Origin of the sequence: Nonomuraea sp. NPDC048882 (assembly GCF_040649755.1) — a bacterium.
Taxonomy (GTDB): Bacteria; Actinomycetota; Actinomycetes; order Streptosporangiales; family Streptosporangiaceae; genus Nonomuraea; species Nonomuraea maheshkhaliensis.
On sequence record NZ_JBEZGB010000013.1, the window covers coordinates 84,961 to 100,096 of the forward strand.

Sequence of the window (15,136 nt, forward strand, 5' to 3'; positions counted from 1 at the left end):
CCGCAGTCCAACCACTCCGAGGACAACCCCGGCCTATCCACAGACTACGGGCTCCTGGGGGTAGGTCGGTCGTCCACCTAGGTCATATCACCGGCGGGAACGGCTTCGCCCAGGAGGGTTCGTTCCCGGACGAACAGGGCTCCGGGAGACGGTGGTGTCTCCCGGAGCCGTGAGCGAGGTGTCCTGGTCAAGCCGCCGGAGTCCCGGAGCCGTGAGCCCAGAGCCGTGAGCCTGGTGCCGTGTTCAGGGCCGCGATCAGGACGGTGTCGGCTTGGGCTCCTCGTCCGCCGTCACGACGAGCGTGGCGGAGCGTTCCTTGCCGTCGCGCTGGTACTTCACGTTGATCTTGGCGCCCGGAGCCTTGCTGCGGATGAGGGCGATCAGCTCGTTCCCGTCCTGCAGCGCGAGCCCGTCGATCTCCAGGATCACGTCACCCGCCTTCAGCCCCGCCTTCCCGGCCGGACCGTCGGCGTCCACCGGCTGCTGGCCGCCGGCGGGCTCGGTGGCGATCTTCACGCCGACCCCGCGGTAGTCCTTCTCCAGCACGATGCCGATCTTGGGGCGCTTGGCCTTGCCGGTCGTGATCAGCTCTTCCGCCACCCGGCGGGTCTGGTTCACCGGGATCGCGAAGCCCAGGCCGATGCTGCCGCTCTGGCTGCTCATCGAGCGCCCGAGCGTGGCGATGGCCGAGTTGACGCCGACGACCTCGCCCCGGCCGTTCACCAGCGGCCCGCCCGAGTTGCCCGGGTTGATGGCCGCGTCGGTCTGGATCGCGCTGATGTACGCGGGCTCCTCGGCGCTGGTGCCGGTGTCGTCACCCGCGATGACCGGGCGGTTGAGCGAGCTGACGATGCCGGTCGTCACCGTGCCGGTCAGGCCCAGGGGCGAGCCGATGGCGATGACGGGGTCGCCCACCACGACCTGGTCGGAGTTGCCGAGCGTGATCTCCGGCGTTCCGAACGTCTCCTCCGGCTTGACCACGGCCAGGTCGGAGCCAGGGTCGCGGCCGACGATGCGGGCCGAGGTGGTCTTGCGGTTGTTGAACATGATCCGGATCTCGCCGCCCTTGGCGGCCAGCGAGACCACGTGGTTGTTGGTGACCACGTAGCCGTTCTTGATCAGGAAGCCGGAGCCTGAGGCGCCTTCGGTGTTGGTGCCGTTGCCGACCTCCAGCGAGACCACGCTGGGCAGCACCCGCGAGGCCACGCCGGCGACCGAGTCGGGCGCGCGGTTGGTGGCGCCGGTCGGGAGCGGGCCGAGGCTGTAGGAGGGGTCGTTGCCGCTGGTCGGCTTGGTGAGCAGGTAGGTGCCGACGCTGCCGAGCATCGAGGCCGCCAGGGCGATCACCACGGCCAGCACGACGAGCAGCCCGGTGGAGGGGCGGCGCCTGGCGGTGCCCACGCCCTGGGGGCCGGGGGGCGGTGGCGCCCAGCCCGTTCCCATGCCGAGCGCCTGGTGCGGGGGCGGCGGCGGCGCGGATCCGCCGTAGGGGCGGGAACCGCCGTAGGACTGCTCGCCCGAGGATCCGAACGACGGGCCCTCGTAGGAGCGCGCGCCGCTGTCGGAGGAGCCGAAGAACGGGCTGTCGTAGGCGCGGGTGCCGTTGTCGGGCGTACCGGACGAGCCCGCGCCGGACGAGCCTCCGCCGGGTGAGCCGTAGGACGGCCCGGAGCCCGAGCCGTCGGGAGGACCGAACGTGGGGGCGCCGAACTGGGGGCCGGTCTGTGAGCCGGTCTGGGGGCCGGTCCGGTAACCGGCCTGGGGGTCGGTGCGAGGGTCGGTGCGGGGGTCGGTGCGGGGGTCGTGGGAGGACGCGCCGGATGGGGAGCCGCTGGAGGATGAGGCGTCGTACGAGCGGTACTCGTACGGCGGCGAGCCGTAGCCCTCGGAGCGGCCCGACGGGTCGCCCCACGACGAGCCGAACGAGGCGGGCGGCTCGGGCCGCCTGCCGTCGTAGTCGGACCTGTCGTCCGCGGGCAGGAAGTCCGGCCGCCCCTGTGGCTCGGGGTAGTCCGACGGCGTGCGTCCTTCTCTGGGGCGCTCGTCGGTCATCTAAGTCTCACCACTCCTTGGCTCGGCCACCGCAATCCTCGCTACTGCGGCATACGAGGGTCATAAAGCTTTAGTCAGGACTTGCTTGTGACAATTCCCGAACCCAGATCGTATGCCCCGCTCGCCGCCGACTACGCCAACCGTCTGTTCCCGGCATACCGGGGGTCAAGGCGTGGCGGTGGAAGGAGCGTTCGTAGGCGTAGTACGAGCCTGCTGCTGGAACAGTTCAACGGGCGGAGCCGGATTGCCCTGCCCGACGCCCGAAGCGGCGAAGAAGGTGCCCAGCGCCACGGCCGCGGAGACCACCCCGACCGCCACGTACGTCGTGCGCCTCCTAGAACCGCGGCCAGGGCCCGAGCCCCCACCGATGGCGTCCCTGCGCGGGCGGTTGTCCAGGGGGGCGATGCTGTGGGGACCGGGGATGGGCACACCGCCGAACGTGCGGGAAGGGAAAGGGCGCTCCCTCGGCGGCAGCGGGCCACCCGGCTCAGCCATCCGGAGCAGCGACATGGTCAGGTCGGCCGGCATCGCCGGAGTCTCCAGCGACCGCAGGCGCGTCTTCAGCGCCCGCATCGACTCGACCTCGCGCCTGCAGTCAGCACAGAAAGTCAGATGGGCGAGCGCGCGCTCGCGTTCGGTGTGATTGAGTTCGCCGTCGACGAGCGCGGATACACGTTCTCCAAGATGAGCCATATCAGACTTCCTCCCCACGGATCACGGTCGGGGGGAGTTGAGAATTACGGGGGGCCCGATGGTCGAGCGCCTCCCGCAACTGCGCCCGGCCACGGTGAATACGGCTTCGGACCGTACCCAGCTTGACGCCGAGCGTGGCCGCGATCTCCTCGTAAGACAGACCCTCGATGTCACACAGCACGATCGCGGCCCGGAACTCGGGGGCGAGCGCGTCGAGGGCGGCCTGGATGTCGGGCTCCAAGTGAGCGTCGTCGAGCGCCTGCGCCGGCGACGGCTCGCGGCCGCGCAGCCGCTCGGCGGCGTCGTCGGCCAGACCTTCGAACCTGATGCGCTGCTTGCGCCGCGCCATGTCGAGGAACAGGTTCGTCGTGATCCGGTGCAACCACCCCTCGAACGTGCCGGGGGTGTAACTCGACAGCGACCTGAAAACCCGGACGAAGACCTCCTGTGTCAGGTCTTCGGCATCGTGAACGTTGCCGGTCAGCCGGTAGGCCAGCCGATACACGCGTGCGGAGTGAGTCCGCACCACTTCCTCCCAGGTGGGAGGCGTCCAGTCAGACGACACGGGAGTATCCGTCTGGTGGTCGCTTTCGTCCACCAGAACTCCTCTCTTTGGGACCACCGCTACCGCCATAGTGCCTGGTTTCGTCCCTTCGTGCGTACTGCCTGCCTTCCGGACCGGCAAAGCCCGTTTAAACCTGCAACGCCTTAGGTCCCTCCTGAGTTCCCGTCCCGGCGTGTCTCCCCTAGGCTGCGATCGGTGCCAATCTCGCGGACCAATCGCACGAAAGTGGGGGGAGGAGGCCGATGACCAGTCCGGTGGAGGCCACTCTGGCCTATGCGGAGCAGTTCCATCACGAAGATGAGATCCTGCACGCGGCGCGGCAGCGCGGGCTTGAGATGGGGGCCATGCCCATCCTTCCCGGCGGAGGGGCGGCCCTGTGCTTCCTCGCCACCGCCGTGAACGCCAAGTCCGTCGTCGAGGTCGGCACGGGCTGCGGGGTGTCGGGGCTGTGGCTGCTGCGCGGCATGCGCGCGGACGGCACGCTGACCAGCGTCGACGTCGAGCCCGAGCATCAGCGGCTGGCCAGGCAGGCGTTCGCGGAGGCCGGCTTCTCCGGCGGCCGGGTGCGGCTCATCTCGGGGCGGGCGCTCGACGTGCTGCCGCGGCTGTCCGACGGCGGCTACGACATGGTGTTCGCCGACGCCGCGAAGTACGAGTACGCCGACTATCTCGCCGAGGCCGTCCGGCTGCTGCGCGTGGGCGGCATCGTGGCCTTCGACAACATGTTGTGGCACAACCGGGTGGCCGACCCCGCGCAGCGCGACACCGAGACGGTGACGCTGCGCGAGGTGGGCAAGCTGGTGCAGTCGGACGAGCGCCTGCGTTCGGTGCTCATGCCGCTGGGCGACGGCCTCCTCGCCGCCGTCAAGATCGCCGACTAGCCCGCGCCGAGCCGCCCGGCGGGCCGGACCTCGGCTGAGCCCGTCCGGCGGGCCGCCGATCGGGCTCGGTCCGCTCAGCCGTTCGGGCTCGGTCGTTCGGGCTCGGTCGTTCGGGCTCGGTCGTACCAGCCGGTCAGGCTCGGGTGAGCCACTCCAGCAGGACGCGTACGCCGAAGCCGGTGGCGCCCTTGCTGAGCGTGCCCTCGTCGACCGTGCTGCGCCCGACACCGGCGATGTCGAGGTGCGCCCACGGCCGCCGGCCCGCGAACTCGCGCAGGAACAGCGCCGCCGTGATGGACCCCGCGCCGTACGTGGACCCGGTCTCGACGTTGGCCAGGTCGGCGATCGACGACTCCAGCGCGGGCGTGTAGTCCTCGATCAGCGGCATCCGCCACAGCCGGTCGTCGGCGGCCTGCCCGGCCTCCACGAGCTCCTTGGCGAGGACGTCGTCAGAGGAGTAGACGGCGCCGACGTGACGGCCGAGCGCCACCGTGATCGCCCCGGTGAGCGTGGCGATGTCGACCACCGCGTCGGGGTCGAGCACGGCGTCGGCGTAGGCGAGCGCGTCGGCCAGCACCAGCCGCCCCTCGGCGTCGGTGTTGAGCACCTCGACCGTGCGCCCGCCGTAGGGGGTGATGACGTCGCTGGGCCGCTGGGCGGTGCCGGACGGCATGTTCTCGGCGGCGGCGACGAGCCCGGTCACGCGTACGGGAGCCTTGAGCGCGGCCAGCGCGCCGAGCACGGCGATGACGACCGCGCCGCCCGCCATGTCGGTCTTCTGGGTCTTCATGTTCTCGGTGGGCTTGAGCGACAGCCCGCCCGAGTCGAACGTGATGCCCTTGCCCACGAGCACCACGTGGCGCTCGGCCGGCTCGGCGGGCGTGTAGGAGAGCTTGATCAGCCGGGGCGGCCTGACCGAGCCCTTCCCGACGGCGAGAAGGCCGCCGAACCCGTCGGCCCGCAGCCGCTCCTCGTCCCACACCTCGACCGGCACGCCCACCTCGGCGGCCCGCTCGGCGAGCCAGGACGGGTCCTTGACGGACGCGGGCGTGTTGGCCAGGTCACGGGCGAGCGCCACGGCCCCCGCCACACCGGCGGCGCGGCGCACCGCCGCCTCGTCGGCGCCGGCGAACACCAGGGCCCGCACGGGCTGCTTGCCCACGGCACCGATCTTGAAGGAGTAGGCGGCCAGCAGCGCCGCCTCGGCGAACACGGCCACGTCGCCATCAGGCACCACCACGGTCAGCGTGTCGCGGCCCTTGACCTTCCTGGTCAGCGCCGCGGCGGCCTTGCGCAGGGCGCGGGGTGAGCCGTCGCCGACGCCGTACAGCAGGACCCGTCCCACGCCACCGGCCCGTGCCACCGGGACCTCGACGATCTCCCCCGCCTCTCCCTTGGCCTCGTAGTGCGCCAGCAGGTCGGGCACCGGCAGGTGCAACTCGACCGCGGGAGCGAGGTCGGAGGCGTAAGGTACGGCCAGGAGCTCGGCATCGCCGGGAACCTCGGCGATCACCGACGCCGTGGTCTCAATGGGCACGGGAACATCTCCTCAAACGTCAGCGACCCTGGCGCCGGGCCACGCCAGGGTCGTCAATCAAGTGGTCTCTCGGGAGCTCTCAGCCGACGACGTTCTTCAACGCCTCGCCGAGAGCCTTCGCCTCGTCGGCGGAGATCTCCACGACGAGCCGGCCGCCACCCTCCAGGGGGACCCGCATGACAATGCCGCGCCCTTCCTTGGTGACCTCGAGCGGACCATCGCCGGTCCGCGGCTTCATCGCCGCCATGCGTGCATCCCTTCCTGCCTTGGGCTCCCGCGGCCCGCGATTTCCGACCTCCCGAGGGGGTGGTCGGCGCATTCACGTCTTCTGTGATGTCCTATTCTCCCGCATCGAGAGCGCTCATGGGTAACGATCTCCTCCCAGAATGCGTTGTCGAGGCGTGCGATGACGTCCAAACTGGACCTCGTGCACGCTCGCGCCGCTCTGTTCGACCTCTATGGGGACCACTTACGCTCACGCGGTGGACAGGCATCCGTCGCCGCACTCGTCCGGCTGATGAAACCCCTGGACATCGCCGCTCCCGCCGTACGAACGGCGGTTTCACGCATGGTGCGGCAGGGGTGGCTGCGGCCACTGAGACTGCCTCAGGGCGCCGGCTACGGCCTGACGCCGAAATGCGTCAGACGGCTGGATGAGGCCGCACTGAGAATTTACCGAGCGGGAACGCTGACCTGGCACGGCCGCTGGCATCTGATCGTCTTCGAGCCGGTCAAGGAGCGTCCGCGAAGAGAGCGGCTCAAAGCAGACCTGACCTTCCTGGGCTACGCGTCGCTGTCGGAGACCACCTGGATCGGCCCGCGCTCCTCGATCGAGCTGGACAACCTGCTCGAAGGCGAGGGGGTGCGGGCCGACAGGTTCGACGCCGGGCTGGAGGGCGACCCGCGCGAGCTGGTGGCCAGGGCCTGGGATCTGACCTCCATCGGCGAGGCGTACGAGAGCTGGCACGCCGAAGCTGTCACGCTGATCAGCACGCTGCCCGAACAGGCCCCGGCCGACCTGGTGTTCGCCACGAGGAGCAGACTCGTGCACGGGTGGCGCAACTTCCTGTTCCGCGACCCCGGCCTGCCGCCCGAGCTGCTGCCAGCGGGCTGGCCGGGCGAGAAGGCCAGGGCCTACTTCGAGCAGGAAGCCGCCCGGCTGCTGCCCGCAGCCGCCGCGTTCGTCGACAGGGAGTTGATGTGATCCGCTACGAGACGGCCGACGCCGTCGCCACCGTCACCCTCGACCGTCCCGAGGCGATGAACTCGCTGACCGCCGAGACCAAGCAGGAGCTCCTCGCCGCCCTGCGCCGCGCCGCGGAAGACCGCGGGGTCAGGGCCGTGCTGCTGACCGGCTCGGGCCGGGCCTTCTGCGCCGGGCAGGACCTGGGTGAGCACGCCGCGAACCTGGAGGCGGGCCGCGGCCTGGCCGACACCGTGCGCGCGCACTACAACCCGATCGTGGAGCTGATCGCCACCATGGCCAAGCCGGTGGTGGCCGCCGTCAACGGAGTGGCCGCGGGCGCGGGCGCGTCCCTGGCCTTCGCCTGCGACCTGCGGGTGGCCTCGGAGAAGGCGAAGTTCGCGCTGGCGTTCGCGGGCATCGGCCTGGCGCCCGACACGGGCGCGTCGTGGACGCTGCAGCGCCTGGTCGGCCCCGGCAGGGCCGCCGAGCTGATGCTGCTCGGCGAGCCGCTCGACGCGGCCCGCGCGCTGGAGCTGGGCCTGGTCACCCGGGTGGTCCCGCCGGGCGAGGTGCTGAAGAGCGCCCAGGAGCTCGCGGTACGCCTGGCGCAGGGCCCCACGCTGGCCTACGCCGCCACCAAGCGGGCGCTGGCCTACGCCGCCACGCACTCGCTGCCCGACGCGCTGGCCCTGGAGGCCGAGCTTCAGGACGAATGCGTCGCGACCCGCGACCATCTCGACGCCACCCGGGCCTTCCTCGCCAAAGAAGTGCCGGTCTTCAACGCGGAGTGACCGAGCCGTCACGGCCGCTTGGGTAAGGCTTGCGCCATGCGCTCTTCCGGATCCGATCGCCCGCCCGCTCCGCACGACGTCAAGGGCCCGCGCTCTCCGCACGACGTCGAGGTCCCGCGCTCTCCGCACGACGCCGAGCGCCCGCGCTCTCCCTATGGCGTCGAGGGCCTGCGCGCGAGCGCCGTGCGCCTGCTCACGGGCGGCGCGTTCGACGCGTCCGACCCGGTCTACGAGCGGCCGCTGGCCACGCTGAGCGAGCGCGCCGCCCGCCGGCTGGCCGAGATGACGCCCGGTCTCCTCTGGCCGGACCTGCCGCTCGGGGACCGGCCAGGCCGCGTGACGGGCAGCTACGGCCGGCTGCGGCTGATCGCCACCGCGTGGGCCACGCCCGGCACCGCCCAGTACGGCGACGACGCCGTGGCGGCCCAGGTGATCGAGGCGCTTGACCTGCTGCACGAGGGCCACTACAACGAGCGGCTCCCGGAGACGGGCAACTGGTGGTTCTGGGAGATCGGCACGCCCGCAGAACTGGCCCGGGTGTGCGTGCTGCTCGGCGACCGGCTCGACGCGGGCCGGACGGAGGCGTACCTGAGGGCGATCGACCGGTTCTGCCCCGACGCCGACCGGCGCGCGGGCTGGCCGGACGCCTCCGAGAGCGGCTCCAACCGGGCCGACAAGGCCTCCATCGTGGCCTTCCGCGGCGTGGCCGGGCGCGACCCCGGCCGGCTGGCGCTGGCCCGCGACGGGCTCTCCGACGTGCGTGACGGCGGGCGGCACAGCGTGTTCCGCTACGCCGAGAGCGGCGACGGCTTCTACCGCGACGGCTCGTTCATCCAGCACGGCAGCGTGGCCTACACGGGCTCCTACGGCCTGTCCCTGCTCATCGCGGTCTCCGAGAGCGTGGCGCTGCTGCACGGCTCGCCCTGGGAGGTGAGCGACCCGGGGCTGCGGGTGGTGCTGGACGCGGTCGAGCACTCCTTCGCGCCCTTCGTGCACGACGGGCTGCTCATGGACACCGTCAGGGGGCGGGCGGCGACGCGGCAGGCGTTCTCCGACCGGGTGGCGGGCCATGGCGTGATCTCGGCCGTGCTGCTGCTGGCGGAGAGCGCGCCGGAGCCGTACCGGAGCCGGTTCATGGCGCTGGCCAAGGGGTGGATCGAGCGTGGCGGGAGCAGGGCCTACCTGCGGCACGCGAACGTGCCGGAGACCAGGCGGGCGGTCGCGGTGCTCGACGACAAGAGCGTGGAGGCCGCACCGGGCCCCTCGGGGCACTTCGTGTTCCCCTCGATGGACCGGGTCGTGCACCGGCGGCCCGGCTGGTCGGTCGCGATCAGCATGTCGTCGCGGCGGGTCGCCGCCTACGAGGCGATCAACGGGGAGAACCCGCACGGCTGGTACACCGGCGACGGCATGACCTACCTCTACACCGGCGACCTCGGCCATTACGGGCACGACTTCTGGCCGACCGTGGACCCGTACCGGCTGCCCGGCACCACCGTGGACACCCGCGAGCGGACCGGCCTCGACTTCAGCGCCTACCGGCCGGCCAACGAGCAGGCGGGCGGGGTGGCGCTGGAGGGGCGCTACGGCGTCGCGGCCATGGAGCTGATCGGCGACGGCGTCACGCTGCGGGCGCGCAAGTCGTGGTTCTGCCTCGACTCGGCCGTGGTGGCGCTGGGCAGCGGCATCAGCAGTGGCGACGGCCGCAGGATCGAGACCGTGGTGGACAACCGCGCCACGGATGTGGAGCCGTACGTGGGCGACGGCTGGATCCACCTGCCCGGGGCGGGCGGTTACGTCGTCGACGAGGCCTCGATGCTGGTGGAGACGCGCTCGGGCCGCTGGCGCGACATCAACGCGGGCGACGACACCGAGGGCGCCACCGACCTCGTCTCCCGGCGTTACGTGACGATCTGGTACGACCACGGCATCGACCCGCAGGACGCCACGTACGCCTACGTGCTGCTGCCGAACGCCACCCGCGAGCGGACCAGGTCCTTTCGCGGCGCCCGGCCCGCGCGGGTGCTGGCCAACACGCGGGACGTGCAGGCCGTACGGACACGCTCGCTGCTCGGGGCGACCTTCTGGACGCCGGGGACAGCGGGGATCGTCAGCGTGGATCAGCCCTGCGTGGTGATGCTGCGCCGGACCCGCGAACGGCTCATCCTGGCCGTGGCCGACCCGAGCAGGACCGTGGACGTCGTGACGATCACGCTCGACCGCCCCGCCCGCGGGGTCGTCAGGGCCGACGAGAGCGTCAGCGTGCGCACAGGCAGGACCCCCGTGATCACCGTGGCGGTCGGCGGGTCGCTGGGGAGCGGCCACGGCGTGGAGCTCAGCGACTCCGGGCCAGGCAGTCCTTGATGTGGTCGTTGACCAGGCCGATCGCCTGCATCAGCGCGTACGCCGTGGTCGGGCCGACGAACCTGAAGCCGTGTTTCTTCAGCTCCTTGGCCAGCGCCTTCGAGCCGGGGGTGACGGCGGGCACGTCGGCCATCGTCGCGGGCACGGGAGCGTCGGGGTCGGCGTGCCGCCACACCAGCTCCGACAGGCCGCCGGGCAGGTCGTAGGCGGCCCTGGCGTTGCCGATCACAGCCTCGATCTTGGCCCGGTTGCGGACGATGCCCGCGTCGCCGAGCAGGCGCTCGACGTCCTGCTCCGTGTACGCGGCGACCTTCGGGATCGAGAAGCGGTCGAAGGCGGCGCGGAAGTTCTCCCGTTTGCGCAGGATCGTCAGCCACGACAGGCCCGACTGGAACGCCTCCAGCGACACGCGCTCGAAGACCTCGTCGTCGCCCCTGAGCGGGCGGCCCCACTCGTCGTCGTGGTAGGCGAGGTACATCGGGTCGGCCATGCCCGCCCAGGCGCAGCGGATGGGCTCGCTCACGGGCGCTCGTCACCGTCCTTGCCCCGGCCGGCGCGCTGAGGCTCGTCCTCGTCCATGCCCGAGTGGGCGCTTGGGAGCTCGACCTCGTCCTCGTCGTCGGCCGAGGGCTGCTCGCGCAGCGCCACCGTCTCGTCCGGCTTCTCCTCGTCGGCCCCGGCCCCGTCGCCCTGGTCATCCGCCGAGCCGGCCACTCGGTCGGTCGCCTGGTCATCCGCCGAGTCGGGCGCTTGATCGCCCGCCTGGTCGTCCACCTGCTCGCCCGAAGGATCGGCCGGCTGGGCGAGGTGCTCATCCCCGGCCTCCGCCACGGGCTCGTCGTCCGGCTTCTCGGCGGTCTCCTCCCCGGCCGGAACCTCGGAGGCCGGGGCGTCGGAGGCGGTGGCGTCGTGCGGGGCGTCGCCGGGCCGGTCGTGGGCCTCGCCGTTGCTGGCGGCGGTGTCGCCCGGCTGGGCGACTCTCCACTCCGGCGGGCGCTTGAGCTGCGCGGCGTGCTCCCACGTCGCCGTGGCCCCGCCCGCCCCCACCGGATCCCCGGACTCGGGCAGTTCGCGCGGCGTGGCCGGCGCCTCGGGCTCGTGCTCGGTACGCGGCCCCGCCCCCGGCGCGGCGTAGACCTCCTGCCGCGCGTACAGCCGGCTCGACAGCAGCTCGGAGACCCGCTGCTCCAGCACCGCGATCCGGGTGTCGCGGGCGCTGATCGCGCCGGCGGCCCTGCGCAGGGTCTCGTCGACGCTCTGCGTGTGGTAGCCGACCAGGTTGACCGGCAGTTGGAGCGCCATGAAGTCGACCGCGGTGAGCTGCCCCGCCTCGGGCAGGTCGAGCGGCGGCACGTCGGGCGGGAACTCGGTCAGCTCACCGCCCCTGCCGAGGGAGACCAGCACCACGCAGGCCAAGATGGCGATGGCGGCGATGGCGAGTATGACCAGCACATTGGCATCGTACTCATACCATCGGGGCACGAGGTCCCGCACTTGCCACGCCCGCCCCCGGAAGCGAGCGAAGCCGCGCAGGTCAGCCTGCGGCCTCGCCGAGTTCGGCGACGCTCGGCCGCACCGGCTGGGTGCGCGATTCGAGCGCGGCGAACGCCTCCGCCACGGTCGAGGTCCAGGAGATCGCGTCGAAGACGTCGGGCCGGGTGAAGCCCTGCTCGTACATGCCGTCCACCAGGTGCTTGAGCGGGTCGTACAGGCCGAACGGGTCGAGGATGACCAGCGGGCGATCGTGCAGGCCGAGCACGCGGGCGGTCCAGATCTCGAACAGCTCCTCCAGCGTGCCGATGCCGCCGGGCAGCACCAGGAACGCGTCGGAGCGGGCGTCCATGATGCCCTTGCGCTCGCGCATGTCGGCCGTGACGATCAGCTCGTCGGACTCCTCGTCCGCCACCTCCATGTCCACCAGCGCCTGCGGGATCACCCCGACCGTCCGGCCCCCGGCGGCCCTGGCGGCGGCGGTGACGGCGCCCATGCAGGACACCGACCCACCGCCGCTCACCAGGGTGTGGCCCCGCCGGGCGAGCTCGGTGCCGACGTTCGCGGCCAGCTCGATGTACTTCTTGTCGATGTTGAGGCTTGAGGCGCAGTAGACGCAGATGTTCACGTCGCAAGAGCTTATTCGGAGCCTATTGGGGCTCCGCGGTCTGGACCGCGGCGGCCTTCAGCTCCTCCTGGCGCTGATGGGAGCGGGCCCGGTCGGCGTCGACGATGATCCGCACGGCCTCGTCCACGTCGTCGGTCATGGTGATCAGGTCGAGGTCCTGCGGCGCGATCTTGCCGGTGCCGAGCAGCGTGCTCTTGATCCAGTCGAGCAGCCCGCCCCAGAACTCCGAGCCCATGAGCACCACGGGGAAGGAGGTGACCTTGCCCGTCTGCACCAGCGTGAGCGCCTCGAACAGCTCGTCGAGGGTGCCGAAGCCGCCGGGCAGGGCGATGAAGCCGCAGGAGTATTTGACGAACATCGTCTTGCGCACGAAGAAGTAGCGGAACTCGATGCCGAGGTCGACGTAGTCGTTCATGCGCTGCTCGAAGGGCAGCTCGATGCCGAGCCCGACCGACACCGCGCCGTCGACGTCGAGCGCGCCCCGGTTGGCCGACTCCATGACGCCGGGCCCGCCGCCCGTGATCACGGCGTAGCCGGTCTCGGCCAGCTTCCTGCCGAGCGCGCGGCCCATCGCGTAGTCGGGCGTGTCGGGGGCGGTGCGGGCCGAGCCGAAGACGGTGACCGCCGGCGGCAACTCGGCGAGCTGTCCGAAGCCCTCCACGAACTCCGCCTGGATGCGCAGCACCCGCCACGGGTCCATGTGGACCCAGTCGGAGGGTCCCTGGCGGGCCAGCAGCCGCTGGTCGTGGGTGGAGCTGGGGACGAGGTCGCCACGGACGACGGCTTGTCCCTGGCGGCGCTCTCGGCGAATCTTTTCCATGGGGATGACGCTAGCCCTTCTCACGCGCGGCCGGTTCCGTCGTCCGAGTCTGTCGGCTGAAGGCGAAATCGCTGGTCGGACGGACGGAACATTGTCTGAAAAAATCTGGACGAAGCCGGGAACCGGATTTCCACTCCCCCGCGTCTAACTGCCGAGGGTGCTGCTCGGGACTGAAAGTGGTCTTCCCCGCCAAATGGCCGGCGAGGAAGGCCACTTTCACATGTGGAGCCAGTTCCGCATCGCCCGCTCGCTCTCCACGATCTTGGGCAGCGACACGTACTCGCCCTGCTGGTGTGCCAGGTTCGGGTCACCGGGGCCGTAGTTGACGGCGGGCACCCCCAGCGCGGAGAAGCGGGCCACGTCCGTCCAGCCCAGCTTGGCGCGCGGAGTGCCGCCGACGGCCGCGGTGAAGGCCGCCGCCACCGGATGCGTCAGCCCCGGCCTGGCCGCGGGCGCGCCGTCGGTGAAGCTCACCGCGAAGCCGTCGAACACCTCGCGTACGTGCTCCTGCGCCGCCTCCAGCGTCAGGTCCGGAGCGAACCGGTAGTTGACCGTCACCACGCACACGTCGGGGATGACGTTGCCGGCCACCCCGCCGCGCACGCCGACCGCGTTCAGCCCTTCGTGGTATTCCAGCCCGTCGACCACCGGCCGGCGCGCCTCGTACGCGTTGAGCCTGGCCAGCACCGGCTCGATCCCGTGAATGGCGTTGACCCCGAACCACGACCTGGCGCTGTGGGAGCGCCGGCCGGTGACCGTGACCTCGGCCCGCAGGGTGCCCTGGCAGCCGCCCTCGATCACGCCGTCGGTGGGCTCCATCAGCACCGCGAAGTCGGCCTCCAGCCAGTCGGGGTGCTCCCTGGCGACCCTGGTGAGGCCGTTGCGCTCGGCCTCGATCTCCTCGCAGTCGTAGAAGACGTAGGTCACGTCCCTGACGGGCGCGGGCCCAGTGGCGGGCACGGTGGCGGCCAGCCTGAGCGCGACCGCCACGCCGGCCTTCATGTCGGAGGTGCCGCACCCGTACAGCAGGTCGCCCTCCACCCGGCTGGGCAGGTTGCCCGCGAGGGGGACGGTGTCGAGGTGGCCGGCGATCAGCACGCGCTCGGCGTGCCCCTGCTCCGTGCGGGCCACGACGGTCTCGCCCGACCTGGTCACCTTCAGGTGCGGCAGCGCCGTCAGCGCCCGTTCGACCTCGTCGGCCAGCGCCTTCTCGGCGCCGCTCACCGACTCGATGTCCACGATCGCGGCGGTCAGGTCGCGTACGTCCTGGGTCAGGTCAAGCATCAGGTGTTCACTCCGTGTTCGCGCAGCACCTCGTTGAGCGCCGCCTTGTCGTGCCTGCGCCCCGGCTCCAGGCGCTTGATCACCAGCACGCAGGGCAGACCGAACGTGCCGCCGGGGAACTCCTTCTGCCGCGTGCCGCTCACCGCCACGCACCACGCGGGGATCGCGCCGCGGGCCAGCTCCGCGCCGCTCTCGACGTCGATGACGGGCATCGAGGCGGACAGGATCGTTCCAGCGCCGACGACCGCGCCCTCGCCGACCCTGGCGCCCTCCACGATCATCGACCGGCTGCCGATCAGCGCGTCGTCCTCGACCACGACCGGCACCGCGCCTGGTGGCTCCAGCACGCCGCCGATGCCCACGCCCCCGGACAGGTGCACGTTCTTGCCGATCTGGGCGCAGGATCCGACCGTGGCCCAGGTGTCGACCATCGTGCCGGCATCGACGTACGCGCCGATGTTCGTGAACGACGGCATCAGCACCACGCCGGGCGCCAGGTACGAGCCCCAGCGCGCGATGGCCCCCGGCACCACGCGGACGCCGTCGAGGGAGCTCTTGAGCGGATGCCGGTCGTGCTGGTGGAAGTCGCCCACCTGCGAGCGGACCAGGCCGAGCACCTTGAAGCTGAGCAGGATCGCCCGCTTGGCCCGCTCGTCCACGACGACTTCGCCGCCGACCAGGTGAGCCGCGCGGGCCTCTCCCCGGTCGAGCAGATCGATCGCGCCGGTCACCAGGTGACGTGCCTCGGCGTCGGCCGGCGACAGCTCCGCGCGGCGCTCCCACAGCTCGTCCACCACCGGGGGTATCGGTGACGAGGTGCTCACGTGACTCATGGCCACGGAGC

The 15,136-nt window shown here is 71.6% G+C and carries 15 protein-coding genes; 4 read left to right on the forward strand and 11 right to left on the reverse strand.

Annotation, left to right across the window (positions count from 1 at the left end):
• Positions 1-255: 255 nt before the first annotated feature.
• The 3 genes from AB0C27_RS38145 to sigE form a co-directional block, all read right to left on the reverse strand.
• Positions 256-2,052: a trypsin-like peptidase domain-containing protein gene (locus AB0C27_RS38145; protein ID WP_357854721.1), complete on the reverse strand. Its 1,797-nt coding sequence runs from the start codon at positions 2,050-2,052 to the stop codon at positions 256-258.
• A gap of 165 nt (positions 2,053-2,217) precedes the next feature.
• On the reverse strand, positions 2,218-2,745 hold the full coding sequence (locus AB0C27_RS38150; protein WP_357854723.1) for a zf-HC2 domain-containing protein: 528 nt from the start codon (positions 2,743-2,745) through the stop codon (positions 2,218-2,220).
• A gap of 1 nt (position 2,746) precedes the next feature.
• Positions 2,747-3,379, reverse strand: a complete 633-nt coding sequence (gene sigE, locus AB0C27_RS38155) for an RNA polymerase sigma factor SigE (RefSeq protein WP_357854726.1) — start codon at positions 3,377-3,379, stop codon at positions 2,747-2,749.
• 173 nt (positions 3,380-3,552) lie between these two features.
• On the opposite strand from sigE, the gene AB0C27_RS38160 reads away from it, so the two are divergent.
• The gene (locus AB0C27_RS38160) at positions 3,553-4,191 is read left to right on the forward strand and encodes an O-methyltransferase (protein ID WP_346110978.1); all 639 of its coding nucleotides are present in this window, start codon (positions 3,553-3,555) and stop codon (positions 4,189-4,191) included.
• Between the two features lie 133 nt (positions 4,192-4,324).
• Here AB0C27_RS38160 and AB0C27_RS38165 read toward each other — a convergent pair whose 3' ends face one another.
• Complete coding sequence (locus AB0C27_RS38165; RefSeq protein ID WP_357854729.1) at positions 4,325-5,728, reverse strand: leucyl aminopeptidase; 1,404 nt, start codon at positions 5,726-5,728, stop codon at positions 4,325-4,327.
• 79 nt (positions 5,729-5,807) lie between these two features.
• Positions 5,808-5,975 (reverse strand): DUF3117 domain-containing protein, encoded by a 168-nt coding sequence (locus AB0C27_RS38170; protein WP_020545024.1) that lies wholly within the window; start codon positions 5,973-5,975, stop codon positions 5,808-5,810.
• A 159-nt stretch (positions 5,976-6,134) separates the two neighbouring features.
• Between AB0C27_RS38170 and AB0C27_RS38175 the strand changes: the two genes are divergently transcribed.
• The 3 genes from AB0C27_RS38175 to AB0C27_RS38185 are packed head-to-tail and all read left to right on the forward strand — an operon-like array spanning position 6,135 to position 10,069.
• Positions 6,135-6,932 (forward strand): PaaX family transcriptional regulator C-terminal domain-containing protein, encoded by a 798-nt coding sequence (locus tag AB0C27_RS38175; protein WP_346110980.1) that lies wholly within the window; start codon positions 6,135-6,137, stop codon positions 6,930-6,932.
• Positions 6,929-7,705, forward strand: coding sequence for an enoyl-CoA hydratase-related protein (locus AB0C27_RS38180; protein ID WP_357854732.1), 777 nt, complete (start codon positions 6,929-6,931; stop codon positions 7,703-7,705). Before AB0C27_RS38175 ends, AB0C27_RS38180 begins: the two co-directional genes overlap by 4 nt.
• A 36-nt stretch (positions 7,706-7,741) precedes the next feature.
• Positions 7,742-10,069, forward strand: coding sequence for a polysaccharide lyase 8 family protein (locus AB0C27_RS38185; RefSeq protein WP_357854735.1), 2,328 nt, complete (start codon positions 7,742-7,744; stop codon positions 10,067-10,069).
• Here the strand turns inward: AB0C27_RS38185 and AB0C27_RS38190 are convergent.
• From AB0C27_RS38190 to AB0C27_RS38215, 6 genes are all read right to left on the reverse strand, one after another.
• On the reverse strand, positions 10,041-10,559 hold the full coding sequence (locus tag AB0C27_RS38190; protein ID WP_357855519.1) for a DNA-3-methyladenine glycosylase I: 519 nt from the start codon (positions 10,557-10,559) through the stop codon (positions 10,041-10,043). The two genes, AB0C27_RS38185 and AB0C27_RS38190, sit on opposite strands and share 29 nt — an antisense overlap.
• Before the next feature lie 29 nt (positions 10,560-10,588).
• Entirely contained in the window at positions 10,589-11,521 is a 933-nt protein-coding gene (locus AB0C27_RS38195) for a hypothetical protein (RefSeq protein WP_357854738.1), read from the reverse strand.
• A gap of 82 nt (positions 11,522-11,603) precedes the next feature.
• On the reverse strand, positions 11,604-12,188 hold the full coding sequence (locus AB0C27_RS38200; RefSeq protein ID WP_357854741.1) for a TIGR00730 family Rossman fold protein: 585 nt from the start codon (positions 12,186-12,188) through the stop codon (positions 11,604-11,606).
• A gap of 22 nt (positions 12,189-12,210) precedes the next feature.
• Positions 12,211-13,008, reverse strand: coding sequence for a TIGR00730 family Rossman fold protein (locus tag AB0C27_RS38205; RefSeq protein ID WP_357854744.1), 798 nt, complete (start codon positions 13,006-13,008; stop codon positions 12,211-12,213).
• A 216-nt stretch (positions 13,009-13,224) separates the two neighbouring features.
• Entirely contained in the window at positions 13,225-14,292 is a 1,068-nt protein-coding gene (dapE, locus tag AB0C27_RS38210) for a succinyl-diaminopimelate desuccinylase (protein ID WP_357854747.1), read from the reverse strand.
• A complete protein-coding gene (locus AB0C27_RS38215) occupies positions 14,292-15,125 on the reverse strand; it encodes a 2,3,4,5-tetrahydropyridine-2,6-dicarboxylate N-succinyltransferase (RefSeq protein ID WP_357854750.1) in 834 nt (277 codons plus the stop codon). The genes dapE and AB0C27_RS38215 overlap by 1 nt, the downstream gene beginning before the upstream one ends.
• Between the last annotated feature and the right edge of the window lie 11 nt (positions 15,126-15,136).

Excerpts from the sequence above, each read along its gene's own strand:
- AB0C27_RS38150 (WP_357854723.1), bottom strand. The coding sequence starts at position 2,745 with ATGGCTCATCTTGGAGAACGTGTATCCGCGCTCGTCGACGGCGAACTC.
- AB0C27_RS38205 (WP_357854744.1), bottom strand. The coding sequence starts at position 13,008 with ATGGAAAAGATTCGCCGAGAGCGCCGCCAGGGACAAGCCGTCGTCCGT.
- AB0C27_RS38175 (WP_346110980.1), top strand. The coding sequence starts at position 6,135 with ATGACGTCCAAACTGGACCTCGTGCACGCTCGCGCCGCTCTGTTCGAC.
- AB0C27_RS38160 (WP_346110978.1), top strand. The coding sequence starts at position 3,553 with ATGACCAGTCCGGTGGAGGCCACTCTGGCCTATGCGGAGCAGTTCCAT.
- AB0C27_RS38190 (WP_357855519.1), bottom strand. The coding sequence starts at position 10,559 with ATGGCCGACCCGATGTACCTCGCCTACCACGACGACGAGTGGGGCCGC.
- AB0C27_RS38170 (WP_020545024.1), bottom strand. The coding sequence starts at position 5,975 with ATGGCGGCGATGAAGCCGCGGACCGGCGATGGTCCGCTCGAGGTCACC.
- AB0C27_RS38185 (WP_357854735.1), top strand. The coding sequence starts at position 7,742 with ATGCGCTCTTCCGGATCCGATCGCCCGCCCGCTCCGCACGACGTCAAG.
- AB0C27_RS38215 (WP_357854750.1), bottom strand. The coding sequence starts at position 15,125 with ATGAGTCACGTGAGCACCTCGTCACCGATACCCCCGGTGGTGGACGAG.
- sigE (WP_357854726.1), bottom strand. The coding sequence starts at position 3,379 with ATGGCGGTAGCGGTGGTCCCAAAGAGAGGAGTTCTGGTGGACGAAAGC.
- dapE (WP_357854747.1), bottom strand. The coding sequence starts at position 14,292 with ATGCTTGACCTGACCCAGGACGTACGCGACCTGACCGCCGCGATCGTG.
- AB0C27_RS38145 (WP_357854721.1), bottom strand. The coding sequence starts at position 2,052 with ATGACCGACGAGCGCCCCAGAGAAGGACGCACGCCGTCGGACTACCCC.